This window comes from Ruegeria sp. CDSA141 (assembly GCF_059612005.1).
The window spans coordinates 98308-110907 of record NZ_JBXWPT010000006.1; the positions used below are offsets into that span (position 1 = coordinate 98308).

Below are 12600 nucleotides of genomic sequence, written 5' to 3' on the forward strand. Positions count from 1 at the left end.
TACACTGTCGCCTTGCGCCCTGATCCGTTCAGAGCAGGTCGAACAATCGCCCTGGAAGCGCGTCGCGACGCGGCAGGTTCAGAGCCCGAATAAGGCAGAACATCATCGCCTGATTTGAGGTGACCACCGGCTTGCCAAGCGTTGCTTCAATCCGGTCGATCGCCTCGACCGCGCGCAGGTCGGTGCAGCTGAGAATTATGGCCTGCGCCTGCGGGTGATCGGCCTGACAGGCCAGATCATAGACTTCATCCGGTGTCAGCTCGCCCTGACCGTAATTGCCCAGCTTGCGGCCCACATCGGCGCATCGAACGGTCTGGATTCCGTTCTGGGCCATGAAATCCATCGCCTGTACGTTTATTTCGCCCAGATAGGGCGAGGAAAAGCCGACCTTTGTGGCCTCCAGCGTTTTGATTGCGGCGATCAATGATCCGGCCGCGGTCAGCGACAGCGCCCCGGATCCGGATTTGATCTGTTGCGCCAGCTCAGCGTCGAAAGACGGTCCATGGGTCAGGGTGGCCGAGGTGCAGCCGTACAGCACCACATCGGGCCGCACCCCTGAGATCATGCGCAGATCGTGGCTGATATCTGAAGCGCCCAAACCTGCCATTTGATCCGAGCCGGGAATTTCATCCACGTCATAGCCGCCCATGCGCTGGAAATGGATAGTGGTGTTTGGCGGTCGCAGCATCTCCATATCCGGTTCCAGATTGGTGTTGGTGAAGGGCACCAGAACACCGATCTTGGCGGCTGTGCGGGTCTCGGTCATCTCAGCGTTCCTTTCAACACGTCGCGGGCCTTGTCCATCACGCCGGGCGCACAGATTGTGGCGCGCAAACAGTCCGACAAACCATAGCCGTTCATGCCGCGCATCAGCAGGCCTTCCGCCCGCAGGGCCGCATCGGCGCATTGTGCCTGCGCGGTCGAGGCAAAGCGGATCAGCACGAAATTGGTGTGGCTTTTCGGCACGCTCAGGCCCAGTTCGCGGCATGCCTGCGCAAACCGGTCCCGAATTTCGCCTGTCCGTGCGACCACGTTGCGCATATGGGCCTGATCGCGCATCGCCGCCGCCGCTGCTGCCTGCGAGGCAATAGAGATATTGTTGGGATTCAGAAGTTTGCGGACCCCGCCCGAGATTTCGCTTGGGAAACAGCCCCAGCCGGCCCGCGCCCCAGCCAGCCCGTGGGCTTTGGAAAATGTACGCGTGATCACGGTGTCGCCCCGGTCCATCAGCGCAAAGATTTGCGCGGGATCGTTCGTGGCATCGGCAAATTCCGCATAGGCCTGGTCCACCACCAGCAGTGTCTCGCCGGGCAGATCCGATCGGAGGCGGACAATTTCGTCATTCGGGATCAGCGTGCCGGTGGGGTTGCCCGGATTGCAGACAAACACGATGCGGGTGGCAGGTGTGACGGCTGCCAGAAGCGCGTCCACCGATACGGTCAAATCGACCTCGGGCGCTGCCACATATTCGGCCTGCGCCTGTGCTGTAGCCGAGGCGACAAAGGCATAGCCATATTGTGTGCCCAGCACCTGATCTCCTGGCCCGGCAAAGGCGCGGATCAGACAGCCAATCAGTTCCATTGAGCCTGCCCCACATAAAATGTACGCCGGGTCGAGCTTGTGTATTTCGGCAATGGCCGAGCGCATTTCGGCCCATTCCGGATCAGGATAAAGGGCCAGATCCGCCAGCGCTGCCTGCCCAGCCGCAATGGCGGCGGGGCTTGCGGGAAAGGCGCTTTCGTTCTGCGCCAGTGAAATCGTACCTGCGCCGCTCGGATCAGCCAGCGCATAAGCGCCCATGGCGCCAACGTAAGGAACCGGTCGGATCATGCGTCACCTCTGTAAGTCTTGGCACCCTCTTCGCTCACCAACCCTCGTTTGATGTCCAGCGCCAGCGCATCCGGGTCGCGTTCGGCGGGGTCACCAAAGCCGCCACCGCCCGGAGTATCGAAGATCAGGTAATCATCTTGTTCCACCCGCAATTCGCCTTTGCCCGGAATATCGTTTGCACCGTCCCTGAAACGGATGCGGCCGGGCGCGCCGGGTTTGCCGCCCATACGGCCAAGCGCCGGGTATTTCAGCCGTTCAACCGACAGGAAAACGATAAAGGGTGCACCGTTGGACGAGGTTATCTCGATCCTTTGCCCCAGACCGCCGCGATACTTGCCCGCGCCGCCGGAATCGGGGCGCAGTTCGCGCCGCCAGATCGTCACAGGTGCGACGCTTTCGGTGATTTCGACCTGACTGCCGAACACGCCGGACGGGTAGGCCGTGGCCGACAGACCGTCGGCATGAGGTCGCGCGCCGGTTCCGCCATTGTGCACGGGTTCCACAGCGAATTCGCGACCGCCTTCTCGTGCGACTTCAGGGGCATGGCGCATGGGCAGGTCGAACATGCAGCTTGCGCCTTCGGCGGGGACCGCATTGGGCAGGGCCTGATGCAGGCAGCCCAGAACCAGATCGGGCGTGACCTGACCCAGCGTGTGCCGCATCGCAACTGGCACCGGGCGCTGCGCATTCAGGATGCAGCCTTTGGGCCCGTCAACGGTAAACGGCTCCAGTGATCCCGCATTGTTGGGAATGTCCGAGCCGACAATGCAGCGCAAGGCAAACACCGTGTAGGCGGTGGCATAGTTCAGCGGCACGTTGATGCCCTTGCGTGAACAGCCCGAGGTACCGGAGAAATCCACATGCATGCCATCCTTCTTCACGGTCAGGGTGGCGTGCAATTCCAGCTCATTCTCATAACCGTCCATTTTCAGAACATTCTTGTAGACACCTTCGGGCACTTCGGCGATGGCCTCCAGCGTACCGCGGCGCGACGTGTCGATGATGTAGGCGCCGAGCGTGCCCAGATCGTCGAGGCCAAATTCCTCCATCATCGACAGCAGTCTTGTAACACCGGCCTCGCAACAGGCGATCAGCGCATAGATGTCGCCATCATTGGCAATGGGCTCGCGGCTGTTGGCACGGATGATGTCCAGAAGCAGAGCGTTGGGAGTGCTTTCTTCAACCAGCTTGCAGGGCGGGATCAGAAGACCCTCGTCATAGATATCGGATCCTTCGGGGCCCATGCCCAACCCACCCAGATCAACGAGATGCGAGGTGCAGGAGGTGAAGCCCACCATCCTGCCATCCTTGAATGCGGGCATCATCAGCAGGAAATCGTTCAGGTGTCCCGAGGCCAGCCATGGGTCGTTTGTCATGTAGATGTCGCCCGGCTTCATGGTCTGAACCGGGAAAACCCGGCGCAGGTGCTGCACTGCCTCGGCCATGGTGTTGATGTGCCCCGGTGTGCCGGTCACGGCTTGCGCCAGCATTCGGCCATCGGCATCAAAAATCCCGGCGGAGATATCACCGCATTCGCGTACAATCGGGCTGAAGGCGGCGCGGATCAGGGTTTGGCCCTGTTCTTCGACCACCGCCAGAAGACGATTCCACATCACTTGCATTCGGGCGGGCGACAGATCATGTGAAAGATCGGCTGACATCATGCGCCTCCTTTCTGGTCCTGAACGAGGACGAGGTTTCCAAGGGCATCCACATGCACCGAGAAGTCGGCGGATACGAGCGTGGTTGTCTGCGGCTCGGTGATCAGTGCGGGGCCGTGAAGGTGGTCGCCGGGCTTCAGATCCGCTCGCGCGATGAAGGCCGCTGGCTTTGATACTCCGTCCACGTCACACGTGATCGGGCGGGTTTCCGACACCGAGATTGTCTTCAACCGGGGCGTTTCAGGAACCGCCGGCACGACGCTGTCACAGGTCGCGACCCGTACTGCCCAATTGAGAATCTCGATCTGCATTCCCGGTACCGGGCGCGAGAATTGCTTGCGGTATTCCTGTTCGAATGCAGCGGTCAGCGGCACGAAATCTTCGGCGGTCAGGGGGCGGTCAGGAAGGGAGATCTCGATCTCGTGTCCCTGTCCGTGGTAGCGCATGAAGGCAGTACGCGACGTCTCGGTCGGGGCCTCACCGGACCCTTGGAAGACGACGTCGCTTGCCTCGGAAATCATGGCTTCGAACAAAGCGTTGATTCCGTTCAGCTCCATGCTGCCCAGCAACGAATAGCGCGAGCGGACGATCTCGAAAGACACCGGAGCGAACAGGAAACCGACAGCCGAGCCGACGCCCGGATTGGGTGGGATCACTATGCGGCTGACCCCGGCGGATCGCGCCACCCGGCTGGCGTGCAATGGCCCGTTGCCCCCAAAAGCAATCATTGTTCGTGGGCCAAGGTCCTTACCGGATTCCACCGCGTGCATCCGCCCCGCGCTGGCCATGCTTTCGTCGACGATACGGCTGACGCCATCGGCGGCTCCGACGGCATCCAGCTCCAGCTTCGACCCGATCAACCGGCTCAGCGCCTGTTTCGAGCCTTCGGAATCAAGCTGAATATGCCCCTCGGCAAACGTGTCCGGTACGATATAACCCAGTGTAATATCACTGTCCGTCACCGTGGGTTCGGTTCCACCGCGCATGAAGGCGACGGGGCCGGGCTCGGATCCCGCTGATTTTGGCCCCACGGTCAGCCGTCCCAACCGATCAACCTCGGCGATCGAACCGCCTCCGGCGCCGATTTCGATCATATCGATGACCGGTATACGTACCGGCATTCCGGATCCTTTGATGAACCGGGCGGCGCGGGCAATCTCGAACTGGCGTGAAGTCTGCGGATGGGCGTTGTCGATCAGGCACAGCTTGGCGGTGGTGCCGCCGACGTCAAAGGACAGTACCTGATCCAGACCGGCGCAGGCGGCGACGCGGGCGGCTAGAATGGCTCCGCCGGCAGGGCCGGATTCTACAAGCCGGATTGGAAACCGCGCGGCGGTGTGCAGGGTGCACATTCCGCCACCTGCCGTCATCATCAGGATCGGACAGGTGACGCCCCGGGCCTCGAATTGTTCGACAAACCGGGCCAGATACGTCTCCATCAGAGGCTGGATATAGGCGTTGGCGACTGTCGTGCACAGCCGGTCGAATTCGCGCGCCTCGGGGCTGACGTCCGACGAGATCGAGACGGTCAGATCGGGGCGCCTGTCCGCTAGTCTATCGCGCAGCCTGCGCTCGTGCTCGGGGTTTGCATAAGCATGCATCAGGCAGATGGCGATGGCTTCCGCTCCGCTGGCGTCGATGTCCTTCAGCAACGCGTCGACGGCTGTGCCTTCTAGCGGAATCAATACCTTGCCATCCGCCGAAACGCGTTCGCGGACTGTCAGCGCGCGCTCACGTGGGACCAGAAGATCAGGTTTTTCCAGATTGATGTCGTATTGCGAATAGCGCCGCTCGTAGGCGATTTCCAGAATGTCCCTGAACCCTTCGGTGGTCACGGTTGCCACGACCGCACCGCGTTTTTCGATCAGTGCGTTGGTGGCCAGCGTGGTGCCGTGAATAAAACCGGTGACTTCGCTCAGATGGTGCCCAGTCTGTTGCATTACGCGCGCTGCGCCTTGCATGGCGCCGTCGGCGGGGTTGTGATGCGTGGTCAGGGTTTTGGTCGAGGCAAGTATCGTCTCTTCGCCAGAGACAAGAACCGTATCCGTGAACGTGCCGCCAATATCGATGGCCAGGCGCAGCGCTTGAGTTGTCATGAGGTTATCCGAAAAATCCGTAGTCACAGCCTGATGCATATGGGCCAGGGGCCCTGAAATCAGGCTAGGATCACAAGGTCACAGCCGGTGGCACGGCGATCCATAGGATTTGGAAAACAACTATTCATAAGCAGGTATTCTTGTTCATACCAGCTTGCCGCGACAAGCGGGAAAGCGACAGAAAAGCCTGCAAACGACAAAATTCGCCACGGTTGATCGGCTGACGGCCGATCGCGGGGCCCACAGGTGAGGTTCATAACCTCGCGCAAATCACTTGCGGTCGTTTGTTTTATGTAACCTCAGCCAAGGCTTTGATCGTGTTCATGATGGACGGAGTCAAGGCGGTGCAGTTGTGTTGTGAGAAACCGCCATGGGTGATCCGCTGGAAGACCCTTCCGAACCACATGCCGTCGCCCGGAGGAAGGCGAGAGAAAGATCGGCAAGCGGTCGCAGAGCAATCTCTGCCTCGCGAACGACCTTGATTGAACGGGACTGGAAGGTTTTTGGGGCAGCCGTGCGACTGCCCCGCTGTCGATCAGGCTTGTTGAGCGGGTGAATCGTCATCGATGAGATCGGGCTCATCCGGTACGATGATACGATGTTCGAGATCCTCTTTAGGTGCGAACATCGGGTAGACACAGAGGAATGCGCCGATGATCAGATAGCCGATGGTTATCCCGTCGAACTGAGGCATCTGTAGCGTGTAGGAATGGATGATGCCGATCGAAGACATCAGCCCACCTGCGACGGCAAACGCGCCGGCCATCCGGAAGCGTCCGTCAATCACATCGGCCACGATGGCGCCCCAGACCAGTCCGGTGAGGATCGCCCCCTGACTCAGGGCAAGGTGTCCCTCGTAATGAGCCCCTTCCATGAGAAGGGCCGAGGTCAGATTTGCATCTCCCAAAGACGGCAGTCCTTCGACACCGCTGCTGCGCAGGGCGTTCATCAAAGATCCCCACTTGACCATCAGGAAGGCCGAGATATGGGGCAGGATCGCAAAGGATACCGCAGCCATGTGCATCGGTTTGACAGCCCATGCCGTGTTGGTGATCAGGCTGACTGAGACAAAGACCAGTACTGGTGCAGCTGCGGCGATCGGGATAAGGCCAGCAAGGAACGACAGGAATCCAAGGAAGGCGGCGGCGGCAATTACAACGGCCACACCGACAATATACCCCGCATGCGCATCCAATCGTTTATAGGCCGGATGGCCGATGTACACGGTTGTCGGGAATGGCGACCCAAACAGAGCACCCAGCATCGTGCCCGCGCCGTCCGTGACCTGGCACAGCCCAACCGGGTAGTGATCCCCCGCGGCCTCGGCCGATTCCACGTTGTTCATGGTTTCGATGAAGTTGTATATCTGCACCGGAATCAGCACCAGAAACAGCTCAGGGTTGGCGAAAAGGTATTGCACGCCGGCAATTAGGTCCCCGATGTAAGGGATTGGCGGGTAGAACCCGATGCCGCTGACATCAATCCTTGACTCACCAAGGATGATGGCAATCACCGTACCAGCGGCAATTGCAACCAGACCGGCCGGTACGTTGCCGGGAAGACGGAAGCGCCCGATCAGACCCCAAAGGATAAACAGCAGCGATGTAAAGCCGATGACGGGGTTCTCGAACACTTCGGCCAGCGGGACGGAGCCGATGAAAACCAGAGCGATCCCGCAAAGCGTTCCCAGCATTCCTGCGCGGGGCGTGATCTTCTTGAGGTATGGCCCCACGATTGCGCCTAACGCCGCAACAATGCCGCCCATGAATCCGGCTCCGATACCGACTTGCCAAGCCAGCATCGGATCGTTGGTTGCCCAATAGATGGGACCGATCACACCGAACAGGTAGACGAACATTACCGGCGTCGAGATGCCGTAGGGCAACGCGGTTACGTCTTTACCTTGAGCATTTGCCGCCCATTTGGCGAGGTATGTGTAGACCGCGACACCGGCCAAAATCGCGATGGCGGCGCCGGGTACGATGCGGCCAAAGACGATTTCCGCTGGCATTTGGAACACGAACTGGCAGACCCCCGACAGGATTAGCAGGTTTACAAGGTTGTCCGTGAACAGCGCCCAGAAAGCGCTGAAGTCGCTGCGGGTAAACAGCTTGTATTCATAGGTCCTCCCGTCCATGACGGTCTCCTCCTCTGATGTGACCGGGTTGGCCCGACGGGTGTCAGGCCGATCTCCCTTTCCGGTCGTGATGGTGGGCCCGCAGGGGCGCCTGGTTTGCCCCGGTCAGGGCGGTCGCGGCAGTTTCAGAGGTCAATTCAGCCATCACTTCGGCCGCCACGAAGGCGGCGATGACGCTGGGCCGCTTGTCGCGGCTACCGCTTGCCCCGATGGGGCAATTCAGTTGTTCGACGGATAGTCCGTCACAGTGTTTCTGCGCCCAGTTCCTGAGCTTTACCTGCTTTGTTGCGGAACCGATCATCCCCACATAAGCGGCATCCTTTCGTTCCAGCGCGGCGGTCGTCAGCAGGAAATCCAATCCGTGATCATGGGTCAGAACGATAAAGGCGCTGCCTTCGGGTGCGCGCCAGATTTCGGCTTCGGGGATTGCACTGACCCGGGTTTCGACATTTGCGGTGCAAAGCTCAATCTCTTCGGGCCGGGTGTCGACGAGGATGCAGCACACCGGCAGGTACTGAAGCAGATTGGCCAGAGCCCGACCAACGTGGCCCGCGCCCATGACGTAGACTTTGGGCAAAGCGTCTTCGCGCCGGGCGGCGCGTTCTTTTGCCGCCCGTTTGTCTGAGGCCCGCATGCGGGTCAGTTTCAGTTCGACCCTGCCACCGCAGCATTGCCCGATTTCCGGGCCTAGAGGCACATCCATGTCCCGATGCAACGCTCCATCACGCAGCATGTCCCGCGCGGCGTTGATGGCAATAAACTCCAATTGCCCACCGCCAATGGTTCCCCACAACGATCCGGGTGCCACGAACATCTCTGTTCCCTCATTGCGCGGCGAAGACCCGCGTACACGCGTCAACGCAACGCGGATCACACAAAGCTGCGCGGAAAGAAATTCGCTCAGAGAACGCGGTGCTGCCATAGTTCAGGGCCCCGCTTGCAACCGCGCAACGGCCATCAGGACGCGTTCGGGCGTGGCCGGTGCGTCGAGGCGCGGGCATTCCCGGTAATCAGCAACAGAAGCCACGGCCATCGACAACGCCTCGAACACCGAGATACCGAGCATAAACGGCGGCTCGCCAACAGCCTTGGAGCGTTTGATGGTCAGTTCCCGGTTTTCCGACCAATCGGCGAGGTTCACATTGAAGATGCGCGGGCGGTCTGATGCGAGTGGGATTTTGTATGTTGATGGGGCATGGGTGCGCAGACGACCGGCATCGTCCCACCAAAGCTCTTCGGTGGTCAGCCATCCCATCCCCTGAATAAAGGCGCCTTCGACCTGACCTTTGTCCAGCACAGGGTTCAGCGAATGTCCGACGTCGTGCAGTAGATCCGTCCGATCCACGTGGTATTCACCGGTCAGAGTATCAATTGTGACTTCCGAACTGGACGCACCATAGGCGAAGTAATAGAACGGGCGGCCTTGCCCCTTGGCTCGGTCCCAATGGATTTTTGGTGTCTTGTAGAACCCGGCCGCCGACAGTTGTACGCGCGCCAGATAGGCCTGTTTGATGAATGCATCGAAGGCCAGAACGTCTTGGCCGATTTGCACCTGATTGGCGTGGAATGCGACTTCCTCAGGAGCGACTTTCCAGTTTTCAGCAGCGAACTTTACCAGACGTTCCTTGATCTGTTCGACCGCGTTCAACGCTGCCATGCCATTCAGGTCGGTCCCGCTGGACGCCGCAGTGGCCGAGGTGTTGGGAACCTTCTCGGTCGTTGTCTTGGTAATCTTGATCCGGTTGAAATCGACCTGGAAGGCCTCGGCGACGACCTGAGCAATCTTGGTGTTCAGGCCCTGGCCCATTTCAGTGCCGCCGTGGTTCAGGTGGATTGATCCGTCATTGTAGACGTGCACCAGCGCGCCGGCCTGATTGTACCAGGTCGCGGTGAAGGAAATGCCGAACTTGACCGGGGTCAGCGCGATGCCTTTTTTCAGAACCGGCGATGTCTTGTTGAACGCGATGATATCCTGACGGCGCTGGCGGTATTCCGATGTTTCTTCCAACTCTCCGACCAGCCGGTCGAGAATGCTGTCTTCGACTTCCTGGTGGTACGGGGTCACGTTGCGGTCCGTGGCGCCGTAGAAATTCGCCTTGCGAACATCCAACGGGTCCTGCCCCGTGGCATAGGCGATCTCTTCGATCATCCGTTCCGCCGCGATCACGCCCTGCGGGCCGCCAAACCCCCGAAACGCGGTATTCGACACGGTGTTGGTTTTCATCGGGTGGCTGTTCAGGCGTACATTCGGATAGAAATAGGCGTTGTCGGCGTGAAATAGCGCCCGGTCGGTGACAGGGCCCGACAGGTCTGCCGAAAAGCCACAGCGCGCAGCAAAACTGCCTTCGACCGCCTGAATGCGGCCCTCGTCGTCAAATGCGACATCATAGTCGATCACGAAGTCGTGGCGTTTGCCGGTTGCGGTCATGTCCTGATCCCGGTCGGGGCGGATTTTGACGGCGCGGTTCCACTTTTTGGCAGCCATGGCCGCCACTGCGCAGAACAGGTTCATCTGGCTTTCCTTGCCGCCAAATCCCCCACCCATGCGACGGACATTGACCACAACCGCATTGGACGGCACCCCAAGGACATGCGCCACCATATGCTGTGCCTCGGACGGGTGCTGGGTCGAGCAATGCACCACCACATCGTCGTCTTCGCCCGGAATCGCAAAGGCGATGTGACCTTCAAGGTACATGTGATCCTGACCGCCAACGCTCATCCGGCCTTTGACCCGGTTGGGCGAGGCCGCCTGAGCCGGTGCGACGTCTCCGCGCTCCAGCTTGAGGGGCGCTGTGACATGCGGATACCCTGCTTTCTTTGCGGCAATCGGATCCAGCGCATGGGGCAGGGTTTCGGAGTCGATCTTTGCCCGTTCCGCAGCGCGGCGCGCGATGTCGCGGGATTCGGCAACCACCGCAAACAACGGCTGGCCGTGGAATTGAATGGCGTCGGTCGGGAAAACAGGTTCGTCGTTCAGATGTGTCGGGCTGATGTCATTGACCCCCGGCACGTCGTCTGCGGTCAGTACACCGACGACCCCCGGCGTGGCCAGCACTTCGGTGAAATCAATGTCCAATAACTTGGCATGGGCGACGTCGGAGACACCCAGATAGGCATGCAGCGTGCCTTCGGGCTGGGCAATATCGTCGGTATAGTCGGCACGCCCTGTGACGTGCTTGATCGCGCTGTCATGTTTGACGTTGGTGTGGGCTGATCCAATGATGGAAACGTTATCTTTCATTTTGCCGTCTCCTAATTACGCGCTAGCCAGTTGAACGGGGGTGTCGGTTTTAGCGTCATTCTCAAGGAAGAACCGACGCAGCAGGTTCTGGGCGGTCAGCATCCGGTAGTCAGACGATGCACGCCAATCGGTCAGAGGAGAGAAATCCTGTGCCAGCGCCACAGCGGCAGCTTCAAAGCTTTCGCGTGACCAGGGTTGACCGTTTAGCGCGGCCTCGGCAGCTGCGGCTCGCTTGGGCGTAGCGGCCATGCCGCCGAATGCGATGCGCGCATTGCTGATCGTGCCATCCGTGACCGTCATGTGGACACCGGCAGCGACGGAAGAGATGTCCTCGTCACGCCGCTTGGAAATCTTGTAGGCCGCGTTCAGATCGTTGGGGCCGGGCAGGGGCACGTGGATGCTTGCGACAAATTCATCGGGTTGGCGATCTTGCTTGCCATAGTCGATGAAGAAATCAGCCAGAGGCAGCGTCCGGCTTTCGGAACCGCGCCGCAGCGTGATTTCTGCGCCTAGCGCAATCAGAACCGGCGGCGTATCCCCGATAGGGGAGCCGTTGGCGATATTCCCGCCAACAGTTCCCATATTCCGCACCTGCCACCCTGCGATGCGATCCCAGTAGGAGGACAGGTGTGGCAGGTGCTCAGACAGAAGTTCCTGGCAATCGGTGTAGCTGGCACCAGCACCGATCAGGAGGAGGGACCCCTGTCTTTCAACTGTTCTCAGGTCTTCGAGATGACCGGTGAAGATGGCGGGGCCAATGTCGCGCAGGAACTTGGTCACCCAAAGGCCCACATCGGTGGCTCCGGCCACGATCGTGGCGTTTGGATAAGCTTGCAGACATGCGGCAAGATCATCAACGCTGGATGGGAGAATGCTCAGGTTGTCTTCAGGACCGGACACCACGCGCCGCCCGTCTTTCAGGGCCGCCAGGCGCGCCGTCATGGTTTCGCGTTCGGTGTTCAGATGGTCAGAAGCCGGGGTGCCGTAGCGGCCGACGGCAATGGCCGCTCGGATAATAGGCTCATACCCTGTGCAACGGCACAGATTACCCTGTAATGCGGTTTCAACCTGAACTTCGGTTGGTTCCGGAGTTTGCATCCAAAGCGCATAGAGGGCCATGACGAAGCCTGGCGTGCAGAACCCGCACTGGCTGCCATGATGATCGACCATGGCTTGTTGAACCGGGTGCAGTCGGCCTTCAGGTCCGGTCAGGTGTTCAACCGTCACGACATGACAGCCGTCGACAGAGGCAAGAAACCGGATACAGGCATTGACCGGAGCATAGTGCAGGCCCGTGCGCCCAAGCCGTCCGACAAGCACGGTGCACGCGCCACAGTCGCCTTCGGCGCAGCCTTCTTTCGTTCCTGTCAGTCGACGTTCCAGGCGCAGGAAATCGAGAAGTGTCTGGCCTGCTGAGACGTTTGGGACGGAGACATCCTTGCCGTTCAGGACAAATCGGATGTGGGTGCGATGCGTCATGGAATTCTCCCTCTGCCCTGCCTTCCGGAGGGCGGTCACTGGAACCATAGGTGCAAAGATTGAGTCGGAAAATCGCCGCAAACGGCAAATACTTTCAACATATCGTTGAAAAAGATAGGGCCATGACGCATTCTTTCGCTGCTGGGAGGTTCC

The 12600-nt window shown here is 59.9% G+C and carries 8 protein-coding genes; all 8 read right to left on the reverse strand.

Annotated features, from left to right (window positions below; all coding sequences use genetic code 11):
• Positions 1-28 precede the first annotated feature (28 nt).
• Positions 29-766, reverse strand: a complete 738-nt coding sequence (locus tag AC2FLP_RS11130) for a maleate cis-trans isomerase family protein (protein ID WP_496683697.1) — start codon at positions 764-766, stop codon at positions 29-31.
• The gene (locus AC2FLP_RS11135) at positions 763-1830 is read right to left on the reverse strand and encodes a pyridoxal phosphate-dependent aminotransferase (protein ID WP_496683700.1); all 1068 of its coding nucleotides are present in this window, start codon (positions 1828-1830) and stop codon (positions 763-765) included. The genes AC2FLP_RS11130 and AC2FLP_RS11135 overlap by 4 nt, the downstream gene beginning before the upstream one ends.
• The gene (locus AC2FLP_RS11140; RefSeq protein WP_496683703.1) at positions 1827-3491 is read right to left on the reverse strand and encodes a hydantoinase B/oxoprolinase family protein; all 1665 of its coding nucleotides are present in this window, start codon (positions 3489-3491) and stop codon (positions 1827-1829) included. The genes AC2FLP_RS11135 and AC2FLP_RS11140 overlap by 4 nt, the downstream gene beginning before the upstream one ends.
• On the reverse strand, positions 3491-5587 hold the full coding sequence (locus AC2FLP_RS11145) for a hydantoinase/oxoprolinase family protein (RefSeq protein WP_299897400.1): 2097 nt from the start codon (positions 5585-5587) through the stop codon (positions 3491-3493). Before AC2FLP_RS11145 ends, AC2FLP_RS11140 begins: the two co-directional genes overlap by 1 nt.
• Positions 5588-6122: 535 nt before the next feature.
• The gene (locus AC2FLP_RS11150) at positions 6123-7724 is read right to left on the reverse strand and encodes a xanthine/uracil/vitamin C permease (RefSeq protein ID WP_117873821.1); all 1602 of its coding nucleotides are present in this window, start codon (positions 7722-7724) and stop codon (positions 6123-6125) included.
• Positions 7725-7767: 43 nt separating this feature from the next.
• On the reverse strand, positions 7768-8646 hold the full coding sequence (gene xdhC, locus AC2FLP_RS11155) for a xanthine dehydrogenase accessory protein XdhC (RefSeq protein ID WP_496683708.1): 879 nt from the start codon (positions 8644-8646) through the stop codon (positions 7768-7770).
• A 3-nt stretch (positions 8647-8649) separates the two neighbouring features.
• A complete protein-coding gene (xdhB, locus tag AC2FLP_RS11160; RefSeq protein WP_496683711.1) occupies positions 8650-10968 on the reverse strand; it encodes a xanthine dehydrogenase molybdopterin binding subunit in 2319 nt (772 codons plus the stop codon).
• A 15-nt stretch (positions 10969-10983) separates the two neighbouring features.
• Positions 10984-12447, reverse strand: coding sequence for a xanthine dehydrogenase small subunit (gene xdhA / locus AC2FLP_RS11165; protein WP_496683714.1), 1464 nt, complete (start codon positions 12445-12447; stop codon positions 10984-10986).
• Between the last annotated feature and the right edge of the window lie 153 nt (positions 12448-12600).

Excerpts from the sequence above, each read along its gene's own strand:
- xdhC (WP_496683708.1), bottom strand. The coding sequence starts at position 8,646 with ATGGCAGCACCGCGTTCTCTGAGCGAATTTCTTTCCGCGCAGCTTTGT.
- AC2FLP_RS11135 (WP_496683700.1), bottom strand. The coding sequence starts at position 1,830 with ATGATCCGACCGGTTCCTTACGTTGGCGCCATGGGCGCTTATGCGCTG.
- xdhB (WP_496683711.1), bottom strand. The coding sequence starts at position 10,968 with ATGAAAGATAACGTTTCCATCATTGGATCAGCCCACACCAACGTCAAA.
- AC2FLP_RS11145 (WP_299897400.1), bottom strand. The coding sequence starts at position 5,587 with ATGACAACTCAAGCGCTGCGCCTGGCCATCGATATTGGCGGCACGTTC.
- AC2FLP_RS11130 (WP_496683697.1), bottom strand. The coding sequence starts at position 766 with ATGACCGAGACCCGCACAGCCGCCAAGATCGGTGTTCTGGTGCCCTTC.
- AC2FLP_RS11140 (WP_496683703.1), bottom strand. The coding sequence starts at position 3,491 with ATGTCAGCCGATCTTTCACATGATCTGTCGCCCGCCCGAATGCAAGTG.
- xdhA (WP_496683714.1), bottom strand. The coding sequence starts at position 12,447 with ATGACGCATCGCACCCACATCCGATTTGTCCTGAACGGCAAGGATGTC.
- AC2FLP_RS11150 (WP_117873821.1), bottom strand. The coding sequence starts at position 7,724 with ATGGACGGGAGGACCTATGAATACAAGCTGTTTACCCGCAGCGACTTC.